Below are 22,559 nucleotides of genomic sequence, written 5' to 3'. Positions count from 1 at the left end.
ATTTGACGAAATCGTTCTCATTAATCAGATCAGCCCCCCAGCAATGCCACTGACCACAGATAAACAGGTGTCCATCTGCTCCGCCGCACCTATTGAGATTCTTATGAAGCCCCCAAGGTCCCCCTCGGGAAACACCGCAACGTTCACATTCTTCCTCTCTAAGGCTTGCTGCCACCATCTACCGTCGTACCCAAGCGGTACGCGAGCCAATACAAAGTTTGCATGTGATGGCAGGACATAGAATCCAAGCGCCGACAGCGCCACCATAGTTCTCTCCCTTTCCTGAACAATGCATTCAATGCACTGATCGTAGGCATTACGATGCTCGAGGATGCTGACGCCAACGGACTGGCTAATCACGCTCATGTTGAAAGGGTTCTGTATGCTACGCAGTCTTGCAATCACCCGCGGGTTACCGAGGCCAAAGCCGATGCGAAGGCCCGCTGCAGCGTAACTCTTCGAAAACGTCCTTAGCAGCAGAAGATTCTGATATCGGTCGATCAGACCCAGTGCATTGTCTGGAGCAAAGTCGACATACGCCTCATCGAGCACGATAAGCTGATCCGTTTCAGCGACCAGTCGCTCAATTTCCGCGATCTGAACGAATGTCCCTGTTGGGTTATTTGGGTTGGCGAGCACGATGAACTTTGCGTCTCCTGCCGCCTGCCGAACACTTTGGCTCGCCGGCAGAGCATTGTGATCGGCCCAATCAACTTCAAGCAAGCGCGCTCCGTTCACCGCCGCCAATTTATGATTGAACGAAAAGCCGGGCGACAACATTCCGACAGTATCGCCAGCGGCAAGAAACCCCCGGTAAATAAGTGCGAGAATCTCCGATGAGCCATTTCCTGCGATCACCTGCTCGACAGAGACCCCATAGGCTCGCGCGGCCGCTGATCGTAAGCCGCCGCTGTCCTCCTCCGGATACCTATTGTGGGTTCCAATCGCGGCAAACGCAGCCCGCATGACTACGTCAGGCATCGGGAACGGGTTTTCGTTCCTGTTGAGGTTCACGCATGGCAGCGAGTACGCAGCGATCCCGGCGGATCTGCCTTCCGCGAGACTCCTGTCTGCCATAGCATGTCGATGAAGGTATTCCTCGTCACCTGACATCCAGATCCTCCTCTATGCAGCCCGACATCCGCCTGCTGCCGCAGGTCGCGCTGCTTTCCCTATCTCTGTTGCGGACCAGCCGCACCTCACCTCTTGGTTTGTTCAAAGCCGGTCACAGTGCCCCACATTGGGCTCTATGGGTTCGGTTGAAGACACTCGAGGCTGTCACACAGCAAGGCGTCAAAATGCAGCCCTAACCGACAGCATCTAGCGCGATCGCCATAGCCATTGCTTACCAATCGAGCTCACTCGGCACGCCTGTGCGCTTCCACCTTTTCCGTGTACAACCTGACCCTGCGGTCGATTCAAGTGGTTTATCCCAAGGCCGCTCCTGCAGACCGACATTAATCAGCTGGAAGCACACACAATCCGAACCAATAATGCCGCCGTTCACAGATCACTCCTTTCGCCACAGGGCCGCCAAAAGCAAACCGCCTGCCCCCCGGCCTGTTCAAATGACCTGTTGAGCCTCTGCCGCTGAATGCCGCACCGATCAGAAACAGCCCGGTGCCACACCGCACATTGGCTCCGGATATTACCGATCTCCCTTGTTGCACCCGTGAACCTCCTCCGAATTGATGGACACCTGTAGTAGGCTCGAAGAGCCAGGAGGTGTCGGATGGAAGGACGTCAGCGTCGGTCGCTTACGGACGACTACAAGCGGCAAGCGGTTGATCTCGTAACATCGAGTTGGCGCTCGATCGGATCTGTTGCCAAGGAGCTTGGCTTGCGAGAGTCCGTGCTGCGGCGGTGGGTGGAGCAGCGAGGGGTTCGGCTGCAGCCGACGGCGGCGGCGCGGCGCCCCACGACGCGGGCGACGCTGCCGTCGGCGGACCACGCGGCAGAGATCGCGCGTTTGCAGCGAGAGAACGAGCGGCTGCGCATTATGCCTGGCGCTCGCGCCCGGGGAGCCGACGATCTGCTGCCAATCGTGACCTCGTCGACGACATCAGGCGGGTCCACCGCGACACCCGCGGGCGTTATGGCAGCCCGCGTATCCATGCCGAGTTGAAGGATCAGGGCCGCGGGGCGAGCCGTGGTCGCATCGAGCGGTTGATGCGGCGTCACGGCAGCAGGGCCATCATGGCGCGGCCACGTCGGGTGCGGACCACCGACAGCCGCCACGACCTGCCGATCGCCCCCAATCTGCTCGACCGCAACTTCATCGCCACTGCGCCGAACCGGATCTGGCTGGCCGATATCACCTACATCGAGACCGATCAGGGCTGGCTCTATCTGGCTGCCGTCATGGATCTGTACAGCCGCAGGATTGTCGGCTAGGCGATGGCGGATCATTTGCGCGCCGAGCTGGCCTTGGCGGCGTTGCGGATGGCGATCGCGGCGCGGCGGCCAAGTGCCGGCCTGATCCACCATTCCGATCGCGGCGTTCAAGGCGGATTCAAGCGGTCGTCGCAACACAGATTGTGTTCACTCACGATAGCAACTCGTCAAGGGCCTCTGCCGGCGTTTTCTAACCCAGGGTTTTTCTCGGTCGAGCATTGAGGGCCGCGGCCACAGCGGCGATCTCGTCGGCGCTGTGGCCGCTCAGGTCGGTGCCTTTCGGGAAGTACTGACGCAGCAGCCCATTTGTGTTCTCGTTGGTGCCACGCTGCCATGGGCTTTGCGGATCGCAGAAGTAGATTTGGACACCCGCGTCGATCTTAAGACGATCGTGCTGAGCCATTTCAGCTCCCTGATCCCAGGTCAGCGAACGACGCAGCTCTTCGGGCAAGCTGATGATGGTGCGCGTAATCGCGCCGCGCACCGCTTCAGCTCCGTGCCCTGCGAGAGCAGGCCCATTCTTCATGCGCGGAGCTTCGCCATGCCCCGCAACCCGGGGAAGATGCAGCAGCATCGTGAAGCGCGTCGTACGCTCAACCAGCGTGCCGATCACCGAGCTGCCAAGACCAAGGATGAGGTCTCCCTCCCAGTGACCGGCACCGCGCGATCGGCCGCTTCGGCGGGGCGTTGTCGCTTAAACTCGCTCCTCTAGGCGGGGGCACCTGAGAGCTTCTCCGTGCCCGGGCCGAGGAGCCTGCGTTTTTTCAAGTCTCCGGTCCTACGCGCCCCAGGTCCGTCTCCGTTCTGCCTCATAGCAGCCAAACCCCTTTGTAAGGAGCCGCGCCGACGTGACGGATTTGAATACAAGCTAAGGGACCACGTTGCATATGCCAGGCCGCATCTATACTCCCGAAGACCTCTTAATGCTCGGACGTCTTCTTGATGAGGCCGTCGTTGCGCTCCCCGATTGCATGCGAACTCCTGCGAATCGCACAGCACTCGCGACGCTCATTCTTGAACGCACGTCCGCCGCGGACGATCTGCGTTCATTTGTCAGGCTGATGCAGCTTGTAGCGCCCTCAACGTAGTTCAGGCCGGATGCGCTATTAGCGCAATATTGCGCTACATGGCCTGCCGCAACACCCGCGTATCGCAAGCTTCGTTCGATCTACGACACGCCGCCGCCCTGCCAGGCAAGCGGTCCGAAAGCGCTTGAACCTCCCCTGGCGTCAGGTTGTACAGGTCCGGCTATGAACAGGCCTTCATTCTATAAGCGTCGGTGGCGGCGCATTGGTGAACTTGCAGATGCCACCGGCGTCACGGTGCGGGCATTGCGTCACTATGAGCAGACAGGACTGCTCACTGCTTCTCAGCGTACGTGCGGCGGCCATCGCATGTACGACGCCGACAGTTTGACACGCGTTTACCACATAGTCGCACTTCGCCGGCTCGGCCTTTCGCTTCAGGAAATCCGGAGCGCTCTTGAAGGACGCTCGTCTCTTTCGCGTTTGTTGAGCGAGCAGCTGGAACGTGCAGAGCGCGAAGTGATGCGCGCAACCGCCGTCCGCGATCTGCTGCGCCGCCTCGCTCAGAATGTCGACGCAGATGTCCGGCTAGACGAGCTACCCAACCATCTGAACCGACCTCCGGGTAAAGTCGACATGTGAGTACCTCTGCTCGAACGGCGCGCTCGGCGGCAATCAGAGTGGGGCCGTCGCCTGTCTGGACGCCGCTGCGCGACACCGTTTCCGACGACCAACAAGGGCATGCGGGTCATTTGCTGCGGCCAACCCGTGTCACGTGGAGGCCAGTAATTGAAGGCTTAGCGCGACATGCTCCGCCGCGTCTGAACGGCCCCAATTGGGGGACGCGCTACTCAGGAGCCAGGCTTGGTTCCTCCTGTGACGAACCGAGGCGAGCGGCTTCCTCAAGCAAGACCTGGCGCATCCACTTGCTTGCAGGCTCATTGTTGTGCAGTGCAGGCCATTGCAGCGTCTCCGTAAAGCCAGGCAACGGCAGGGGAAGCTTTGCAACGCGCAAGGGTAGCGATTTTGCGAAATGCCGCACCAACGTTGCCGGCATGGTCGCTACCCGGTTCGTCCCGACGAGCATGTGGGGCATCATGCTGAAGCCCTGAACCACGACCTCCACGCGCCGCTTAACTCGATGCTCCTGCATGAACCATTCGTCGATTGACGGGACGCGAGAACGGCCGAACCGGACAGCAACGTGCCCCATGGACATGTAGCTTGAGAACGTCAGCGGTCGCGCCAATCGCTTGTTGGAACGGCAGCCCACGCAAACCAGCGTCTCATCAAATAGCGTGGCCTTCGGATGCTCATCCGTCGTGTACACGTCGGGAAGAATGATAAAGTCGACCGCACCCCGCTGAAGGGGGTGGTCGAATGGATCGGCCAGTGGCATCAGCTCGAATTTGATGCCGGGCGCCTCTCGCGCGACGCGCTCAATCACCTTGCGAATAAGCACGATAGCCGCGAAATCGGACATGCAAAGGCGAAAACGGCGATTTGATTCGTCCGGCCTAAAGGGCTCGCGAGACGTGATGGAAAGCTGAATGTGCAGTAACGCTTCGCGAGTAGGTGAGGCGAGAGCCTCTGCGCGTGGGGTCAGGACAAGTTCACGGCCGCTCATCGTGAACAACTCGTCCTTGAAATACGCACGCAGGCGGGCGACCGCCGCACTCATTGCGGGCTGGCTCAAGTTGATGCTGCGTGCTGCTGCCGTCAAGTTACGCTCTGCTATCAGGGCATCAAGAGCGACGAGCAGATTTAGATCTAGGCCACGAAACCGCATTGTTCATTCATCCGCAGTGTAGATGTAACTCATCTAAACAATCGATTTTACCCGCGCGCGCCACGATGGAATAAAAGTGACGTGTCCGACGCAACACGTTAGATTTTGGAGACCACGATCGTGGCGCTGCGCATTGAACATAGTGAACCGCGAATCATAGCGACACCGCCCCAGGCATTTCTTGAAGCTCACATATGGTCTCAGCCCTGCAGACCCCTTGGTCTCGCGACCCAGTTATCAAGCGGCAATGGGCTCTTTACAACGATCAATCGGACAGCGCGCCCCATCCAATCGACACCACCATGCGTGCCCCTTGCAAACAGCAACAGGCGCTATCCCAGTTCGAGCGCGCCATGTCTTACATTAGTAGCCCGTACCAGTTCACACATTCAAACCACCTCGATCACCCCATCAAACATCTTTAAGGCGAGTAATACATCAGAGGTGCTTTGTCTCGCAACTCGCAGGACGCCGATATGTCCGCGAAAGGACGCCGATATACCATCGTATATTGTACAACCTGACCGCACCCACCTTCTTTCTAGCAGGATTCCTGTAGGGCTCCCGCGGCCTGCTACGCATTGCGCCGCATTCCCAAGTCGTTCTTCGCCGAACCGCAGGAGAGCGCCTGCAGCAGCCCCGTGCGCTCGATTCCGTGCGCACCCTGCTGTAGCGCCTCACCTCATGCATACACGGCAATGAAGCCAAACGTAGGAGATGGGTCGATGCGCCCCCCAATACAGTGGCGGACGTGCTGGGAGAATGAGTTGGAGCTATCGGATCATATCCAGCTCTCGGCATTCTTACGAGCGGCTTACGGACCGACCGGAACGTTCAATGCACGTCCCTTTGAGGGCTATCGGAGCTGGGCGGGTGCGAGGCCCGAGCTCCGATGTGTCGGCTACGACAGCAGGGGCGTTGCGGCTCATCTTGGCGCGCTGCGACGGTTCATCAAGGTCGGCGATGCCGACGTGTTGGTGGCCGAACTCGGATTGTACGCGGTACGCCCCGACCTAGAGGGTCTGGGAGTGCCACACTCTGTACGCGCAATGTATCCTACACTACACCTGATGGGCGTTCCTTTCGGATTTGGCACAGTCCGTCATGCGCTCAAAACGCACATCACGAGGTTGCTCGATCGCCCAGGGCTGGCCTCGATCATTCCGGGTATACGCGTCCGTTCTACGCTGGCGGAGGTCTATCCTGCTTTGCCGCCCACGCGAACAGACGACGCTCTTCTCGTCGTTTTGCCTGTCGGAAAGCCGTTGAGCGAATGGCCGCCCGGAACGACAATTGAGCGAAACGGGCCCGAACTGTGACAGGCCTCTCTATGCACTTAACAAGCGTTGGCGATGGCAGGCAGTATGCTGACTCACCAAGCGTCCACTTGACGTTCGACGACGGGCCGCACTCTTTTTATACCCCGCACATCTTAGACATCCTCTCCCAACATAACGTGCCGGCGACGTTCTGCGTCATCGGCAGATATGCAGCAGAACATCCGCACATTACGCGCAGGATAGTTTCCGACGGACACGAACTCGCAAACCACACCATGAACCATCCCGATCTCTCGAAATGCGAGCCAACGAAAGTCGCGTCGGAGATTGCACACGCGAACTGTGCCATTAAGTCGGCTTGCCCGGAGGCTCGGCTCCGACATGTGCGTGCGCCATATGGGCTCTGGACCGAACATGTGCTCTCCTGCGCCGCGAGCGCTGGGCTCGGCGCACTTCACTGGTCTGTAGACCCTCGCGACTGGTCTCGGCCTGGTGCGGATGCGATCGTCAGCGCGGTACTGAGCTCCATCCAACCTGGAGCCATTGTTCTTTTGCACGATGGCTGCCCTCCCGATGAACGCAATTGGGGTCATGATCAAAGGCTGCGCGATCAGACAGTATGCGCCGTCAGCCAGCTAATTCCCGCATTGCACAGTCGCGGCTTTGCAATTCGTCCCATTCCTCACTTTCACTGAGACCAGAATGAGCCTGCTTGTGACCGCCAGCACTGCCGCGATTGGATCATACACAATCCTTTCAGCGTTTTATAAGAGCGCTCAAATGATCTATGCAATAAAGAGCCGGGCCTCATCGCCGCCACTCACGGACGTCGATCACGAAACGATGCCCAGTGTCGACGTTATCGTTCCTTGCTACAATGAAACGCCAGACACCCTGTCGGCGTGCTTAGGCTCGATTGCCGCCCAGGATTTTACTGGACGACTGCGCGTCTATGTCGTTGACGATGGCTCTCAAAACCTCGCTGCTGTCAAAGCTGTCCACGACGCTTACGCGCAAGATACACGATTTCGCTTTATCATTCTGCGAAAGAACGTAGGCAAGAGGAAGGCGCAGATTTGTGCCATCCGGCAGTCATCTGGAGACCTGGTTCTCAACGTCGACTCTGATACGACGCTCGCAGTCGATGTCGTCACAAAACTAGCAGCTAGCATGCACGAGCCGGAAGTTGGTGCCGCTATGGGCCATCTGGTCGCGACCAATCGGGATCGCACTTGGCTCACGCGGCTCATCGACATGGAGTACTGGCTTGCTTGTAACGAAGAACGCGCTGCACAAGCCAGCTTCGGTGCTGTTATGTGCTGCTGCGGACCCTGCGCCATGTATCGCCGTTCGGCTCTTACATCGCTGCTCGACAAGTATGAAACGCAATATTTCCGCGGGAAGCCCAGTGATTTCGGCGAGGATCGTCACCTCACAATACTTATGCTGCAGGCAGGGTTTCGAACTGAATACGTTCCAGATGCGATAGCCGCAACCGTCGTTCCCGACAGGCTCGGACCTTATTTGCGTCAACAACTACGCTGGGCACGCAGTACGTTCCGCGACACGCTGCTAGCACTGCGGCTGCTGCCTCATCTTAATGGCTATCTCACATTAGATGTTATCGGACAGAACCTTGGCCCTCTTCTTTTGGCTCTGTCCATAATGACCGGGCTCGCTCAGCTTGCGACCACGCACACCATACCATGGTTGACGATCGTTGCTATTTCATCGCTAACGCTGATGCGGTGCACCACAGCGGCGATTCGTGCTCGTGAGGTGCGATTTCTTGGCTTCGCGTTGCACACGCCAATCAATCTGTTCCTAGTGCTTCCCTTGAAAGCCTATGCATTGTGTACATTGGATAACAGTAACTGGCTCTCCCGTACGACGCCTCCGGCATCACTCTGCGGGGCTCCGGAAACGATCCACGAACGTGACGCCTGTCACCATGATGCCGCTCGGCGACAGCCGGCAGCGCTGGCGGTCACCGGGGAGGGGACCACCCGTTAAGGCGCTCCAACGCTCGGCCTGTGATCTAGGACCGCGCTCAAACGCGGCGAAAACAAGCGCACTAAAGTAAGGAAGGGTGAATGACATTCGATAAGGTACTGCGCTTGCTCGAGCGGGAGATGGAGGCGGACGACCCGTGGCGGCTCAACGCGAACCCATTCGAGCAAGAGCGCCACGCGCACTTGCTCCGTCTGTGCCTCGCGGAAGGCGCGGTCGGTAACGCGCTTGAGGTGGGTTGCGCAGCGGGCGTCTTCACGGCAAAGCTGGCGCCCCACTGCCAGCAACTCGTAGCAATCGACGTTCTGCCGCGTGCGATCACTCGAGCAAGGGAGCAAGCTCAATGGCCTCATATCGCCTGGCACATCTCTGACGTGCGGGACCTCAACGCAACTAATCCATTCGACCTGATCGTGGTGGCGGAAGTGCTTTATTATCTTGAAGATACCGGCCAGATGGGTGACGCCATCGAGAAGCTCACGCGAATGCTGGCGCCCAGCGGACGGCTCGTTTTCGGATCAGCGCGTGACGCCTCTTGTCAGCGTTGGGGGCATCCTGCGGGTGCCGAAACAATGCTTGATGTTTTGAATGAACATCTGGTCGAGACTGAGCGCGTACAATGCCGTGGCGCGAGCATCGACGAAGATTGTTTGATTGCGTCTTTTCGCACTAAGTCGAACTTGCCAGACTAGTGCATTCGCTGCGGCGAACACGGAGTGACTATGCGAATCTGTGGAATCAAGCTGACACATGACGGAGCGGTTGCCGTTGTGGAAGATGGGCGCTTGCTCTTCTGCATAGAGCAAGAAAAGAGAGCCAATAATCCACGCTATCAAGCCATCACCGACCTCTGCGCAGTCACTCTCGCGCTGGCCGAACACGGCTTAAGGCCCACGGATGTTGACCGATTTGTCATCGACGGCTGGGACGGGCTGACGCACTCGCAATTTGATGTCCTAAGTGAAGGGGTGCCGCTCACCATTAAGGGAGCGCCATATATCGAGTCCCACGAAAACACGCTCCTCACGCCCTATGCCGGGTCGGGCCTCGTCCTCGATCGGGTGCCTTTACGTTATCATAGCTATGCTCACGTAGCCGGCCACGTGGCCGGCGCTTACTGTACCAGTGCTTTCGCCAAAGCCCGAGCCCCTGCATTGTGCTTAGTGTGGGACGGCTGCATCTTTCCGCGCCTGTATCATGTAGATCCGACCGGAGCCCGCTTCCTCGACACTCTTTTCCCTTTCATCGGCCATGCCTATGCTATCGCTGGGCAGCACTTCGGGCCCTATCGTCAAGCCAGCAGGGCAGGCTGGGATCTTGGTGTCGCAGGTAAGCTTATGGCGTATATCGGGCTAGGCGCTCTCGATGAGGGCATTCTGGCAGTCTTTCAAGAGATGTATGAAGCGTGTCTAGCCGGTCCTTCCGAGCGTGCTCGCGCTTACCGTGCCAGCATAAACGATCCTGAAGCCTTACTTGCCGCCACTGACTGGTTTTTCGAGGCATGCGGTCGTCGGCTCACCGGTACGCCTTCCGAAGATGTACTCGCATCTTTTCACGTTTTTCTGGAGCGGCTGCTGGAGCAAGAAATAGGACTTGCTCTGCTACGGCACTCAGGTCTTCCGGGCTTACGGCACCTGTGCATCGCTGGAGGGTGTGGACTTAATATAAAGTGGAATAGTGCTCTGCGCGCGACGGGATTGTTTGATTCAGTTTGGGTACCCCCGTTTCCAAATGATAGCGGCTCAGCAATTGGCGCGGCTTGCGCCGCCATGGCCGAGCCAAACGCTTTGACTCCTTTGGAGTGGTCAGTTCACAGCGGACCGGCCTTGACCGGAAGCAACCCATCAGGCCAATGGGAGGCTTTGCCCTGTACCATCGTAGAGCTTGCGGCTCTCATCGCTACAGGCAAGCCCGTAGTGTTCCTCACCGGCCTCGCGGAGCTCGGACCCAGAGCACTCGGCGGCCGCAGTATTATTGCGGCTGCAACCTCCAAGGAGATGAAAGACCTTCTGAACGATATCAAGCTACGGGAACGATTTCGTCCCGTCGCTCCTATTTGCCTCGAGGACCGGGCTGCTGAAATTTTCGATCCCGGCAGCCCAGATCCTTACATGCTCTTCGACCATCAAACCCGTCGCGAATGGCGGACAAAAGTTCCCGCTATCGTGCACCTGGATGGTTCTGCCCGATTGCAAACAATCTCCCGAACGTCTCCGCAAAAGATCGCTGCTCTTCTGGTCGAGTATGAGAAACTTACAGGAATTCCGCTGCTCTGCAACACGAGCGCCAACCATCCTGGCCGGGGGTTTTTTCCTGATGTTGCTAGCGCTTGTGACTGGGGTCGCGTCGACCATGTTTGGTGCGACGGCTTTCTCTGGCAACGATCCGTCGAAGCTGGTCTGACATTATCCAATTCCGCTCTGGTCACTGACTAAGACAGCCTATGTCCAATCCAGCGATTCAACTGACTGACGTCCAAAAGACTTATCATGATCGAGGCGTCGTACGGGGTCTGACCTTTAGCGTCGCTAAGGGAGAGTGTTTCGGGCTACTCGGTCCAAATGGGGCGGGTAAAAGCACGATCGTTCGGATGATCCTCGGCCTCATATCGCCCGATGCCGGCCGGATCACTGTTTTGGGTGAGCAGGTGCCGGCACGCGCCCGTTTGGCGCGCGCGGGCATCGGCGTCGTCCCACAAGTTGATAATCTCGAGGATGCGTTCACTGTGCGCGAAAATCTCCTCATATTTGGACGGTACTTTGGACTGAATACGCGCGAAAGTGAGGAGGCTGTGCCTTCGCTGCTCGAATTTGCGCGACTTGAGGGTAGAGCAGAGTCACGGGTCGCGGATCTGTCCGGCGGCATGAAGCGACGTCTCGTGCTGGCCCGTGCCCTGATCAACGATCCACAACTGCTCATCATGGATGAACCCACGACCAGCCTCGATCCCCACGCCCGCCACTTGATTTGGGAACGCCTGCGTCTTCTGCTCGCTCGAGGAAAGACTATCCTGCTGACGACCCACTTCATGGAAGAGGCTGAACGACTTTGCGATCGCCTCTGCGTGCTAGAGAATGGACGTAAGATCGCCGAGGGTGCGCCCAATGCTCTGATCGACTCTCAGATTGGCTGTGATGTCCTCGAGGTCTACGGCGGAAACCCACTCGAGCTCCGTGCGATAATAGAGCCTCACGCTTCGCGCATCGAGGTGAGGGGAGAGACGCTGTTTTGCTACGCGCCGGATCAGGCGGCGGTGCGGCTTCGGCTTCGTGGATGCACCGGTCTGCGCCTTCTGGAGCGGCCGCCTAACCTGGAAGACGTCTTCCTGCGGTTGACGGGACACAGGATAGACGCATGAAGACGATATCCAAAGCAGCCTTGCCATCGGACGCACTCAGTTGGATCAGCGTGTGGCGCCGCAACTATCTGGCATGGAGGAAGGCCGCCGCTGCTTCGCTGCTTGGCAACTTGGCCGACCCGTTGACCAACCTCTTGGGTCTCGGCTTTGGGCTCGGCCTGATTGTCGGCAATGTAGACGGTCACTCATATGTCGATTTCTTGGTCGGCGGAATGGTGGCAACCAGCGCTATGACCGCGGCAAGCTTCGAAACTCTGTACGGAACGTTCGCTCGCATGCGCAGCCAACGAACCTGGGACGCAATGATGTGCACTCCGCTCACGCTGGGTGATATCCTCCTCGGTGAATTGGTTTGGGCAGCAAGCAAGGCCACTTTGGCGGGCACCGGAATCGCGCTTGTTGCTACGGGGCTTGGCTATGGCACCTTATTATCCACGTTCTATTGTTTCCCCGCTCTCGCCCTCACCGGCCTTGCGTTCGCGAGCGCGGCGCTCGTCGTTGTCGCGATTGCCCCAAGCTACGACTATTTTGTGTTCTACCAGACTCTCATCTCGACCCCTATGGTGTTCCTATCCGGGGCAGTCTTTCCCGTTGCGCACCTTCCGCCCGCTCTCCAGTTGGCTGCAGCCGCGTTACCTTTGGAACATTCGATTGCGCTAATACGGCCTGCAATGCTCGGGCTACCACTCGATAGCATCGGCGCGCATGTTGGTGTCCTTTTCGCTTACGCAGTACTGCTCTTCTTACTGTCGGCAAAGCTATTTCGGCGACGCTTATCACACTGACGATGCCCAGCCGCTTAATGAACGCACACCCTGTTTCTCGGCCTGCGCTTGCCGGCCTATTCGCGTTCAACGTCGCGGACGTTTCATTACCCGGCCGCCCTAAAGATCATGATTACTACCACACTTGCTGGAGGATAGAATGCTGTGTCTTGGATTGAGCGGCGGATTGGATAAGGTCCATGAATATCGACCTGCACTCTCGCACACATTCTTGCATGATGGCGCAGCTGTCATGGTGCGTGACGGGCGTGTGTTAGCCGCGGTTGAAGAAGAACGCCTAAACCGAATTAAGCATTCCAACAAATTTCCCGCCCAGGCCATCCGCTACTGCCTGGCTGCTGCGGGAGCGCAATTAAAGGACATCGATCGCATCGCATTCTATGCAACCGAGTCCTATTGCAACGCGATGCTTCGGCTTTTGTTTGGTTCGGAGACGCAGAGTGGCATCCCTCTCGACGCCAGAACCCTTCTACAGCTTATGCTATCGCAGGAGTTTGATACAGAGATCGAGCCATCGCGCTTGTCATTCGTCAGTCACCATCATGCGCATGCAACAAGTGCTTTTGCTGTGTCCGGCTATGACGAAGGTCTAGTCTTGGCAATCGACGGCGGCGGTGATTTCCTCTCCGGGATGGTGGCCATTGGATCGGGAAGTCGTCTTACTCAACTACATACCTTCCCAGAGGACGGTTCCCTCGGATTGTTTTACTTAGAGGCAATCAAGTGCCTCGGTTATGGCTTGTTCGACGAGTACAAGGTTATGGGCCTTGCTCCGTACGGGGACTCCTCGCGTTTCCGAGAACTATTTCAGCAATTCTACGAATTAAAGGAGAACGGTGGCTACAAGATACATTTGAACGACATCGCTCCGGCGTTAGAGCACGACATACACGTTCGCGGCAAGGGAATGCCGTTCACCCAAGAGCATAAAGATGTTAGTGCAGCCTTGCAGGAGGCCTTGGAACGTATTGTTTTTCATGTTCTCAGGCATTACCGTGAGGTGACCGGCATGAAGCGGCTATGCTTGGCTGGTGGTGTCGCCCACAACTGCACCATGACCGGTAAGTTGCTCTATACAGGACTATTTGATGATATCTTCGTGCAGCCCGCGGCGCACGATGCTGGATGCGCACTCGGCGCTGCTCTCATGGTTTCCGAAGAACAAGGACGTCCCGCACCCCGTGAGCGGCTTCAGCATGTCTATTGGGGCCCGGCACTTGGGGATGACCATGCTGTAGAGCGAGAGGTTGCTGCATGGCGCGGGCATATCGACGTGCAAAGAAGCGCGAACGTGGCGAGCGTGGTAGCTGAATGGATAGCCAACGGTTCGGTTGTTGGCTGGGTCCAAGGCCGCTCCGAATTTGGACCGCGCGCCCTCGGTAACCGCAGCATTGTTGCTGACCCCAGACCAGCAAAGAATAAGGACCGCATAAACGCCATCGTTAAAAAACGCGAGGGCTACCGGCCGTTTGCACCTTCCGTATTGGAGGAACATGCCGCTGAGTTTTTCGATCTTCCTAAGACCGCGGGAGCTTTTCCGTTCATGAACTTTGTCGTTCAAGTTCGTGATTGCAAGCGAAGTGTGCTTGGTGCGGTTACGCACGTCGATGGTACAGCACGGCTGCAGACGGTGTCACGTAGATCGAACCCGCGGTACTGGGAGCTGATTAATCAATTCCACAAGCGGACGGGCGTCCCTGTCCTCCTCAATACATCTTTCAACAACAATGTCGAACCGATCGTGCAGTCGGTTACCGACGCAATGGTCACGTTCCTTACGACAGATCTTGACGCCCTCGTGATCGGATCGCTTCTCATCACGAAGCGCGTCGCCACGCCGGAGGACTGGGCTGCGCTCCGCGTTTCCTTACCGGCCTACACTTCACTTCGCCGTACCCCGGATCACGTCACCGCAGAGTGTCGGGAGATCGTCTGCGAGACTTATACCACCTTCTCCGATGGCGGCGCTGTGCGCATCTCGCCCGATCTATTCGAGTTGCTGCATGGAATCAAAGGGGACGCCGCCCTCGGCGAGCTTCTCGCTCACGTAAAGGGCGAGCGGCGCGACGCAATCATCCTTGAACTTCGGCAGTTGTGGGAAAAGCGCCGCATCTGCTTGCGTCCCGCCGCCAACAATCTGGGAGATCTGCGCGATCAGGCGCATGCGACTTGATAGGTATCTCTTTGTCTAGCTAGCGAACGGCAATCCATAACCGACCTCTTGGTCGCGAAGCGGACAAGCTCTCGCAACCTAACATACGGCTCGCGACGGCCTGGCGGACGATAACACTGCCGGTACTTTCCTGCCGTCCAGGGTGAGCAACTTATTCAACTGCCGGAGCAATGGATTCAAGATGACTCATCAACAGCGCTTCGTCATTTCCAGGCGTCGCACCGGTTTCGGCGATTGCTTATGGTCGCTCGCGTCAGCCTGGCAATACTCCAAGCGAACAGGGCGCACTTTGGTCATTGACTGGCGCGGATCTTGCTATCTCTCTGACCCCTTTACAAACGCCTTCAGCGTGTTCTTTGAGCCGCTCGACAACATCTCGGGCGTACCCGTTATCTGCGACGATAAGATCAATCAACTCTGCTTTCCTGGGCCGTTTTTTCCACATTGGTGGAACAGGCCTGCAATTGACGGCGTTTACCGGTCGGATGACCAAATTTTCCACGAGCGTGATGAGCTGCGCAGGTTGTTGGTAACGTCAAGGGATATCCAGGCGAATACTATCGTTTGTGACGCTTGCTTAATGTGGGGCTGTGATCAGGAGGCCGAGCGCAACATATTCCAAAGCATCACACCACGCCAGGAGATCAGGCGTCGCATCGACGATGTTTACCATCGAGCGTTTGAGGGGCACGATGTAATCGGGATACACGTTCGGCACGGGAACGGTGAAGATACTATGGGTCATAGGCCTTATTGGACCGACCCACGAGTCGCTATGGAGCAGGTATGCGCTGCAGTTGAACGGGCAAAAGCATTGCATCATACACGACCGACAAGGCTCTTTTTGTGCACTGACAGTCCCAGCGTCGCTGATCACCTTTCGGCTGTCTATTCTGAGCTCTTCAGCATTCCCAAACGCTTCCGAGCGAACGATGCTGGCCCGCTGCACACTGCAGATCTTGGAGTCGAGGGCGGATTCGCTGCTCTCGTGGAAATGTACCTCCTGGCCTACTGCCATACCGTTATCCGATTTCCGTCGACAAGTGCTTTCTCGCGCTACGCAAGCCTAGTCGTCCCCCAAGTAATCGAATTTAGCTTGGACGATCCAAGCCACTTGATCTTAGCCGAAAGGTCATCCGCCGAGCACGCGCCAGATGCGCGCTCTCTCGCCGGTCCTCACGAGCGGCGGCCAGCGAAGCCGGCCTTTTGATGCTTGCCACAGGACGTCAAGCCCCACCAGCGCCAAGAAAGGCTTAAATGAGCCTAGCACTTACTTCAGCAGTCACCAGGTACAACGCCTCGGTGCCATATCTGGACATCGGTTCGAAGCCATCCAATGGACTCCGCGCGAAGCGAGGGTGCGACACTGCTGTCGTAATGTCTCACCGACCTATGCCGTTCTCCGACGGAGCCGGCTCGGTTCGTATCCCAAGCACCTTGTTTGGTGAAGGCGAGTGCTGCGGATGAAGGTGCGGCGGGAGTAGATTTCTCAAATGAGTTACCGATGCCCATACCTGGAGATAAGGTGGTCACACATTGTGCTGGACCTCTCTATGCACACGAGGGAAGGGCGCCGAGCTCACCTCGCGCGGGTTGATGCCGGATGCAGGCCTCCCAGGATCGTTAATTCAGGCCCCAACGTACTTGGTATTCCTTGCTGCTTTCACCACACAGCGCCTTGCCAACTTCTCCACGGCTGAGAGATGGTGGAGCCAGGGCGCGCCGCCACACTTCCCCGGAATATGAGCACTAGCGCCATAGTAGGTTGACCACGCCGGACGATATGTCAGAGGGACAGGCTTCGGCCGTTGCTGGAAGTCGGTAGGCCCCTGAGGCATTTGGGAGCATTTGTGAATATGGCTGAGCGCGTCGCTCTCATCACCGGCGTAACCGGGCAAGACGGGGCTTATCTCGCCGACTATCTACTGTCGCTCGGCTATGTTGTGCACGGCATCAAGCGCCGCTCGTCCTCGTTCAACACAGCGCGCGTCGATCACCTTTACCAGGATCCGCATGTCGGCAAGGTCCCGTTCCTGATGCATTACGGCGACATGACGGATTCGACCAATCTGATCCGCCTGATACAGCAAATCCGGCCGACTGAGATCTACAATCTCGCCGCCCAAAGCCATGTTGCCGTCAGCTTCGAGAGCCCGGAATATACCGCTAATGCGGACGCAATCGGGGTGCTGCGCCTCCTGGAAGCAGTCCGCATTCTTGGAATGGAGAGGCACACGCGGTTCTATCAGGCTTCGACCTCGGAGCTTTATGGCCTGGTGCAGGAGATTCCGCAGAAGGAGACGACCGCATTCTATCCACGCTCGCCTTATGGCGTCGCAAAGCTGTATGGCTACTGGATTACGGTAAACTACCGCGAAGCCTATGGCATGTTCGCCTCCAACGGTATTCTGTTCAACCATGAGAGCCCGATCCGTGGCGAGACCTTCGTGACCCGCAAGATCACGCGTGCCGTCGCGCGCATCGAGGTCGGCCTGGAAGATGCGCTCTATCTTGGCAATCTCGAAGCCAAGCGGGATTGGGGCCATGCCCGCGACTATGTGGCGGGCATGCATTTGATCCTGCAGGCCGATAAGCCAGACGACTTCGTGCTTGCCACCGGAGAGATGCATTCCGTGCGGGAGATGGTCGAGCTGGCCTTCGCGCAGGTCGGCCGCCGCATCGAATGGCGGGGCGTGGGCGTCGAGGAAACCGGCCTCGACGCTAGAAGCGGCAAGACCGTGGTCCGCATCGATCCGACCTATTTTCGCCCCACCGAGGTTGATCTTTTGGTCGGCGATGCCAGCAAGGCGCGCACCAAGCTCGGGTGGAAGCCAAAGCGGAGCTTTGTCCAACTGGTTCAGGAAATGATGGCGAGTGATCTGGCCGAAGCAAAACGGGACGCCGACAATGGCAGCCACTTCCTTTGAGCTGAAGGTCACACGCGTCTACGTCGCCGGTCATCGCGGCATGGTCGGCAGCGTGCTGGCGCGCCGGCTCGCGCAGGAGGAGGTTGAACTTGTGACTGTCGACCGGCACGGTCGACCTCTGCAACCAGGCCGCCGTATTCGACTGGTTCGCAAAGAAGACGCCGCAAGTCGTTTTTCCTTGCCGCGGCCAAAGTCAGCGGTATCCTCGCCAACAATACGCGGCGCGCTGAGTTCATCTACGATAATATTGCCATCGCGCCGAACGTGACCCATGGCGCGCATCTGAATAGCGCCGAGAAGCTGATGTTTCTTGGCTCCTCCTGCATCTATCCGAAGCTGGCGCCACAGCCGCTTCGCGAGGACTCACAGGCCAGCTGGAGCCGACCAATGAGCCCTACGCCATGCAAAGATCGCCGGGATCAAGATGGCCGAGGCCTATCGCAGCCAGTATGGCAGCGACTTCGTCAGTGTAATGCCGACTACTCTGTACGGCCTTGGCAACAATTGTCATCCAGAATACAGCCACGTCGTAGCCGCGCTGATCCGGCGCTTTCACGAAGCGACGCTTGCCGGCGCGAAAAACGTTGTGGTCAGGGACACCGGCTTGCCACGCGCAAATTCCTTTATGTCGACGACATGGCGAATGCCTGCCTCCGTTTGATGAAGCGCTATTCTGAGTCCGAGCTCGTCAATATCGGGAGCGGCGAGGACATCATCATCGCCGAGTTCTCCCGCCTCGTCGCCGAGGTCATCGGTTATCGAGGCGAGATCAGCTTCGACACCTCGCGTCCCGGCGGCATGCCACGCAAGCTGCTCGATCTCCGCCGCCTTGACAAGCTCGGCTAGCGGGCGACGACGTCGCTTCGCGACGGCTTGATGCGCGCCTATGAATCCTATCAGGCGTTCACTCGGCTCCCGCCGCAAACCTAGATACGATTACCACAAGCAGGAGTTAGCCGCAGGGAGCAGGAACGACATGCCACACGAGGCTGCCACGCGGTCGTGGCGATGATGCTCACGATCATCTAGGCGCTCATTCTATCGCGTGATGCCTGGGTCTCGGTGTCGTTCGACTCGTCCTGCTGTCCCATGACGCACCCCCTCAGGGTGGAACCGCGGACGAGCTCTATCCTGAGACGCCGCTCTGCGATTCGCTTCTTGGCAACGGTAGTAGCAATGAGAGGCGCTCCGTGGTTGCGGACCAACGCGCACCATCGCCTTACACTCCCTCGTTTGACCTTCTCGCCATTGCGACGTGCCGGTTCCAGACTCAACCGCCCTGACGGCCCTCGTCAGCGGACGTTTCGTAATCGGCCATGCTGACATACCGGGCGCCCTCCAGTGGAGACACGGGATCAGTCGCATCAAGCCGTTGAGCGAACACGCGGAGGACCGCGTCACCGGCCGCGCAAAGCGCCTTTGCCCGACCGCCTCACTCTGCCATTTTGCATGCAGCCTGTCAGTAAATCACTCTAGGTCGACGGCACCAATGCTTCGTCAATAGGCCTCCGACCGTGAAACCACCGCTTACGGGCGCGGTGTTGACGGCTCGAGGCGACCGAGTCAGCCGGCCATTGCGAATGCTTCGTCAGCGTCCTGCGAATCCGGCACAGCTTTAAGCGTCGGAGCGACGCGCTGCGGCCAAAGGAGGTCAAGGAGCACGACGACCTCGCAAACCAGTCTGGTGCCTGATTACGTGTCTCGAGCGAAACGTCCCGGCTCCTACAGCTGCCTCTACAGCTGTTACGGCCATTGTTCTCGCGTAAATCACAGTACCCGGACCTCGTCCGAACGCACTTTTGCCCGACTACGGCTGAGCTCGCATGCCGCGCCTCTCGCAGCCCTCCCAATGGGCAGCAGCGCGCTGAAAGCGATTTGCGGTGGCACCTTCATCGGTACACCAGTCCAGGACGAGCGGAGCGAGCTGCATGACCACGACTTTGAAAGAAGTCCGATTGTCACCAATCGGAAATGGCGGCCCTCGCAGCTTCGCCGAACCTGTTCACCTGAGCCTAGATGCTGCCCGCAGTAGGGACCGGCATGGACGACAGACGACCTGCTATCTCTGAAAGCACTCGAGGATCATTTGCATAAGATGCGCCAATATGGCGCACTCCTTGCGTTAAAGGACCTCACATATTCAAACTGGCGACGCTGCACCGGAGCAAATCTCTCGTCCAGGGCTGACTCTTTAATCATGGTTGGCCTTGTCGTCGCTGCACGAAACGTTGTTAGGTCCGCGACAGCGCAGGCGCCACGGCCGGCGTAACAACGATCGGCGGAAACCGGACAATATGACTAGCGACATTTTGTCTTCAACATCACAGTTCAAGTCACCGGGAGCGGAGGCCTCTCGCAGCGACGCTCAATGGGCACACCCGAAAGTGCCTGAGATCCTGCTGCGCATAGCGGAACAACTCGCCGCGCCCTTTCGGCTCGAGCTTCGGCTGGAGGCCGTCGTCGCGTTAATACAGTCTCAGCTTCAGATGCAACATTGTGTGGTCTGTCTGCATGCCGGTCACAACGCTCCGGCGATTGCCGTGGGCGCGGGCTGGACTGAAGGGAGCGATCAGCGTTTTCGACTCCGCCTGCCGCAAGGAGCTGTCGAGCGCGTGCTCAATACGGCCACACCCCTTATAATAACCCCTACGCAACCGAACAATTCCCAGACCACAAGCGATTCAGGTTCATCTGACGCCACGGCACATAGTCGATTGTCGTTCATCGCCGTTCCAATCGCTGTCGAGAGCACGACCGTCGGGGTGCTCTCGGCCGAGCTGTTCCGGGACGGGTCCCCATCGTTAGATCCCAATTCACACGTGACCCTTCTCCTCGCTATCGCGAACATGCTCGGCCACTTTCTGAGGTCATACCTCTCCACGGCCCACGATGACAGCGAGCCGCCTCTTGCGACCGATGGCAACCAGACAACGTTGCCGCAGGATGATCAAGCCGAAGCGGACCGCAACCTAACGCTACCTGGCGTAGTTGGTCGCAGCCCGGCCCTGCGCAAGCTCCTCCGCAAGATCAATGTGGTCGCTAAATCAAATGCAACGATACTCTTGCGAGGCGAGTCCGGTAGCGGAAAAGAGGTTGCTGCACAAGCGATCCACGACCTATCGCCCCGAGCCAACCGCCCATTCGTCAAACTAAACTGTGCGGCATTATCGGAGACTATTTTGGAATCTGAGCTGTTTGGACACGAGAAGGGCGCCTTTACCGGAGCCATCAATTCGCGCAAAGGGCGCTTCGAGCTGGCTGACAAAGGCACGCTGTTTCTCGACGAGATTGGTGAAATCTCACCTTCTTTTCAAGCGAAGCTGCTGCGAGTGCTACAACAGCAGGAATTTGAGAGAGTCGGCGGTACACACACGATAAGAGTTGACGTTCGACTCATAGCAGCGACTAACAAGGATCTAGAGGTCGCCGTTTCGCAGACACAATTTCGCGCGGATCTCTACTACCGTCTGAGCGTCATCCCTTTGCTTGTCCCACCATTGTGTGAGCGCCGCGACGATATTCCGTTGCTCGCTACTGAATTTCTTCGCACGTTCAACTCCGAAAACGAGCGCTCGTTGACTTTCGAACCAAGCGCGTTCGACGTATTGAAAAGTTGCGAATTTCCCGGCAATATTAGGGAGCTTCACAATTGCGTTCAGCGGACTGCCACCATGGCGGCCGGTCCAGCGATTAACAGTCGCGATTTCGCCTGCAAATCCGATGGTTGCTTCTCCGCTCGACTTTGGAAGAGTAAGCAGCCGCTATCGATGCCGTCACAACCGCTGCCGCATACGGGGCCATGCGATGCTTCATCCGAACCCGCTCACGGAACCACGCTCTCGCACCTGCAGGTTACGAGAGGTGAGCGAATAATTGATCGCGAGCACCTTATCGCGGCCATGGAAAGGGCGGGCTGGGTACAGGCGAAAGCAGCACGGCTACTCAAACTGACGTCGCGCCAAATAGGCTACGCACTCAAAAAACACGGAGTCGAGCTAAAGCACTTATAATCACCCTTGACTGCAACCGGGGGATCGTTTGAAAGCACAGGTTCACGCTTCAGCTTACCGGGCCACTAAGGCACGAGCAAATCACACGCAGACTCCGCCGGATGCTTCTCGTAAGATAGACCGCTTTCAAGGCAGAGGCGCAGTTCAACCGATCATCTACACCACGGTGCGCCAGCGACAGCTCACACCGTTGCTCATCTGATGCTTTCGTGTGGCGGCCCACCTTGACTAACCACTTAGCGACTCTGCTCATCTAGCACCCGACCACACTGGTTCAATGAATTCGCTCCGCCAGGCGCCTTTACTTCGACGATACATCAGGCCCCTTAGGCTGGATACTCGCTTGCAATCCGACGCCACGTACATCTCCTGGACACGCTGCTCACCGTGCGTCGAACGCCGGACGTAACCGACCGCGCTACTTAGTGTCAGCCAGCGCCAACACCGTACGACAATCTATATGATCGCCGGCTCACTTTGATACACCACTCGGCCGCTCGCGGGTTGACAGAACCAAGCGGCATTCCGCACTCACACCGGCCACGTTTGACTTCAGACACGAAGTGATTGCGTTCGCATCAGGTATGGCCGCGCTACAGAGCCGAAAGACGTCGGCGATACACGCCTGCTTTTCCTGTTCCGTGGGTAGAGGCCCGCCGGCTTTGGCGTACATGAATGACAACGAGTTTAGCGCGGCAACAATACTAACCGTTAGCATATAGTACTTGAATCTGTCGCTCCAGCAAGATGAGTTGAGCTGCCTTCGACGCATGATATCCTCTCAAGGTAGGTCGGCTTAGGTGGACAC

Annotated in this window: 16 protein-coding genes and 3 pseudogenes; 16 read left to right on the top strand and 3 right to left on the bottom strand. The window is 57.8% G+C overall.

Features of this window, described 5'->3' with window-relative positions; all coding sequences use genetic code 11:
- Window positions 1–24 precede the first annotated feature (24 nt).
- Window positions 25–1,077 (bottom strand): histidinol-phosphate transaminase, encoded by a 1,053-nt coding sequence (hisC, locus tag ACWAT4_RS43060; RefSeq protein ID WP_232995662.1) that lies wholly within the window; start codon window positions 1,075–1,077, stop codon window positions 25–27.
- A 655-nt stretch (window positions 1,078–1,732) separates the two neighbouring features.
- Here hisC and ACWAT4_RS43055 point away from each other — a divergent pair.
- From ACWAT4_RS43055 to ACWAT4_RS43045, 3 genes and pseudogenes are all read left to right on the top strand, one after another.
- Window positions 1,733–2,125 carry a transposase gene (locus ACWAT4_RS43055; protein WP_128929899.1) on the top strand — a complete coding sequence of 131 codons (393 nt, stop codon included), beginning with the start codon at window positions 1,733–1,735 and terminating at the stop codon, window positions 2,123–2,125.
- Window positions 2,059–2,199 (top strand): annotated as a pseudogene (locus ACWAT4_RS43050) (IS3 family transposase); the annotation flags it as partial. The gene ACWAT4_RS43055 and the pseudogene ACWAT4_RS43050, both read left to right, overlap by 67 nt.
- Window positions 2,197–2,394 carry a DDE-type integrase/transposase/recombinase gene (locus tag ACWAT4_RS43045; RefSeq protein ID WP_167506288.1) on the top strand — a complete coding sequence of 66 codons (198 nt, stop codon included), beginning with the start codon at window positions 2,197–2,199 and terminating at the stop codon, window positions 2,392–2,394. The pseudogene ACWAT4_RS43050 and the gene ACWAT4_RS43045, both read left to right, overlap by 3 nt.
- A 151-nt stretch (window positions 2,395–2,545) precedes the next feature.
- On the opposite strand, the pseudogene ACWAT4_RS43040 reads toward ACWAT4_RS43045, so the two are convergent.
- Window positions 2,546–3,084 (bottom strand): annotated as a pseudogene (locus ACWAT4_RS43040) (IS30 family transposase); the annotation flags it as partial.
- Between the two features lie 560 nt (window positions 3,085–3,644).
- Between ACWAT4_RS43040 and ACWAT4_RS43035 the strand changes: the two are divergent.
- Window positions 3,645–4,061 (top strand): MerR family transcriptional regulator, encoded by a 417-nt coding sequence (locus ACWAT4_RS43035; RefSeq protein ID WP_128929901.1) that lies wholly within the window; start codon window positions 3,645–3,647, stop codon window positions 4,059–4,061.
- A 205-nt stretch (window positions 4,062–4,266) separates the two neighbouring features.
- Here the strand turns inward: ACWAT4_RS43035 and ACWAT4_RS43030 are convergent, their stop codons facing one another.
- Window positions 4,267–5,208, bottom strand: coding sequence for a LysR family transcriptional regulator (locus tag ACWAT4_RS43030; RefSeq protein WP_128929902.1), 942 nt, complete (start codon window positions 5,206–5,208; stop codon window positions 4,267–4,269).
- A 725-nt stretch (window positions 5,209–5,933) separates the two neighbouring features.
- On the opposite strand from ACWAT4_RS43030, the gene ACWAT4_RS43025 reads away from it, so the two are divergent.
- The 12 genes and pseudogenes from ACWAT4_RS43025 (at window position 5,934) to nifA (ending at window position 21,751) form a co-directional block, all read left to right on the top strand.
- The gene (locus ACWAT4_RS43025) at window positions 5,934–6,527 is read left to right on the top strand and encodes a NodA family N-acyltransferase (RefSeq protein WP_128929903.1); all 594 of its coding nucleotides are present in this window, start codon (window positions 5,934–5,936) and stop codon (window positions 6,525–6,527) included.
- 11 nt (window positions 6,528–6,538) lie between these two features.
- Window positions 6,539–7,183, top strand: coding sequence for a chitooligosaccharide deacetylase NodB (gene nodB, locus ACWAT4_RS43020; protein ID WP_128930191.1), 645 nt, complete (start codon window positions 6,539–6,541; stop codon window positions 7,181–7,183).
- Between the two features lie 7 nt (window positions 7,184–7,190).
- Entirely contained in the window at window positions 7,191–8,501 is a 1,311-nt protein-coding gene (nodC, locus tag ACWAT4_RS43015) for a chitooligosaccharide synthase NodC (protein ID WP_128929904.1), read from the top strand.
- An 80-nt stretch (window positions 8,502–8,581) separates the two neighbouring features.
- Complete coding sequence (locus ACWAT4_RS43010; protein WP_128929905.1) at window positions 8,582–9,190, top strand: SAM-dependent methyltransferase; 609 nt, start codon at window positions 8,582–8,584, stop codon at window positions 9,188–9,190.
- A 30-nt stretch (window positions 9,191–9,220) separates the two neighbouring features.
- Window positions 9,221–10,933 (top strand): nodulation protein NodU, encoded by a 1,713-nt coding sequence (nodU, locus tag ACWAT4_RS43005; protein WP_128930192.1) that lies wholly within the window; start codon window positions 9,221–9,223, stop codon window positions 10,931–10,933.
- Between the two features lie 8 nt (window positions 10,934–10,941).
- Window positions 10,942–11,856 carry a nodulation factor ABC transporter ATP-binding protein NodI gene (gene nodI, locus ACWAT4_RS43000; protein ID WP_128929906.1) on the top strand — a complete coding sequence of 305 codons (915 nt, stop codon included), beginning with the start codon at window positions 10,942–10,944 and terminating at the stop codon, window positions 11,854–11,856.
- Window positions 11,853–12,641, top strand: coding sequence for an ABC transporter permease (locus tag ACWAT4_RS42995; RefSeq protein WP_128929907.1), 789 nt, complete (start codon window positions 11,853–11,855; stop codon window positions 12,639–12,641). Before nodI ends, ACWAT4_RS42995 begins: the two co-directional genes overlap by 4 nt.
- Window positions 12,642–12,780: 139 nt before the next feature.
- The gene (locus ACWAT4_RS42990) at window positions 12,781–14,814 is read left to right on the top strand and encodes a carbamoyltransferase family protein (protein WP_128929908.1); all 2,034 of its coding nucleotides are present in this window, start codon (window positions 12,781–12,783) and stop codon (window positions 14,812–14,814) included.
- Window positions 14,815–14,995: 181 nt separating this feature from the next.
- Window positions 14,996–16,024: a nodulation protein NodZ gene (locus tag ACWAT4_RS42985; RefSeq protein ID WP_128929909.1), complete on the top strand. Its 1,029-nt coding sequence runs from the start codon at window positions 14,996–14,998 to the stop codon at window positions 16,022–16,024.
- Window positions 16,025–16,670: 646 nt separating this feature from the next.
- On the top strand, window positions 16,671–17,741 hold the full coding sequence (gene gmd / locus ACWAT4_RS42980) for a GDP-mannose 4,6-dehydratase (RefSeq protein ID WP_128929910.1): 1,071 nt from the start codon (window positions 16,671–16,673) through the stop codon (window positions 17,739–17,741).
- Window positions 17,722–18,671, top strand: a pseudogene (locus ACWAT4_RS42975) (GDP-L-fucose synthase family protein). The gene gmd and the pseudogene ACWAT4_RS42975 overlap by 20 nt, the downstream one beginning before the upstream one ends.
- A 1,364-nt stretch (window positions 18,672–20,035) precedes the next feature.
- Entirely contained in the window at window positions 20,036–21,751 is a 1,716-nt protein-coding gene (nifA, locus tag ACWAT4_RS42970) for a nif-specific transcriptional activator NifA (protein WP_128929911.1), read from the top strand.
- Window positions 21,752–22,559 lie beyond the last annotated feature (808 nt).

The sequence above is a fragment of the Bradyrhizobium sp. T-1 genome (genome assembly GCF_053592855.1).
This window is presented reverse-complemented; position numbering and strand designations above follow the sequence as displayed.

Coding starts and splice junctions, on each gene's coding strand:
- nodU (WP_128930192.1), top strand. CDS start 9,221: ATGCGAATCTGTGGAATCAAGCTGACACATGACGGAGCGGTTGCCGTT.
- ACWAT4_RS42985 (WP_128929909.1), top strand. CDS start 14,996: ATGACTCATCAACAGCGCTTCGTCATTTCCAGGCGTCGCACCGGTTTC.
- ACWAT4_RS43055 (WP_128929899.1), top strand. CDS start 1,733: ATGGAAGGACGTCAGCGTCGGTCGCTTACGGACGACTACAAGCGGCAA.
- nodC (WP_128929904.1), top strand. CDS start 7,191: ATGAGCCTGCTTGTGACCGCCAGCACTGCCGCGATTGGATCATACACA.
- ACWAT4_RS43030 (WP_128929902.1), bottom strand. CDS start 5,208: ATGCGGTTTCGTGGCCTAGATCTAAATCTGCTCGTCGCTCTTGATGCC.
- nifA (WP_128929911.1), top strand. CDS start 20,036: ATGACTAGCGACATTTTGTCTTCAACATCACAGTTCAAGTCACCGGGA.
- ACWAT4_RS43035 (WP_128929901.1), top strand. CDS start 3,645: ATGAACAGGCCTTCATTCTATAAGCGTCGGTGGCGGCGCATTGGTGAA.
- ACWAT4_RS43025 (WP_128929903.1), top strand. CDS start 5,934: ATGCGCCCCCCAATACAGTGGCGGACGTGCTGGGAGAATGAGTTGGAG.
- hisC (WP_232995662.1), bottom strand. CDS start 1,077: ATGGCAGACAGGAGTCTCGCGGAAGGCAGATCCGCCGGGATCGCTGCG.
- ACWAT4_RS43045 (WP_167506288.1), top strand. CDS start 2,197: ATGGCGCGGCCACGTCGGGTGCGGACCACCGACAGCCGCCACGACCTG.
- ACWAT4_RS42995 (WP_128929907.1), top strand. CDS start 11,853: ATGAAGACGATATCCAAAGCAGCCTTGCCATCGGACGCACTCAGTTGG.
- ACWAT4_RS43010 (WP_128929905.1), top strand. CDS start 8,582: ATGACATTCGATAAGGTACTGCGCTTGCTCGAGCGGGAGATGGAGGCG.
- nodI (WP_128929906.1), top strand. CDS start 10,942: ATGTCCAATCCAGCGATTCAACTGACTGACGTCCAAAAGACTTATCAT.
- gmd (WP_128929910.1), top strand. CDS start 16,671: ATGGCTGAGCGCGTCGCTCTCATCACCGGCGTAACCGGGCAAGACGGG.
- ACWAT4_RS42990 (WP_128929908.1), top strand. CDS start 12,781: ATGCTGTGTCTTGGATTGAGCGGCGGATTGGATAAGGTCCATGAATAT.
- nodB (WP_128930191.1), top strand. CDS start 6,539: ATGCACTTAACAAGCGTTGGCGATGGCAGGCAGTATGCTGACTCACCA.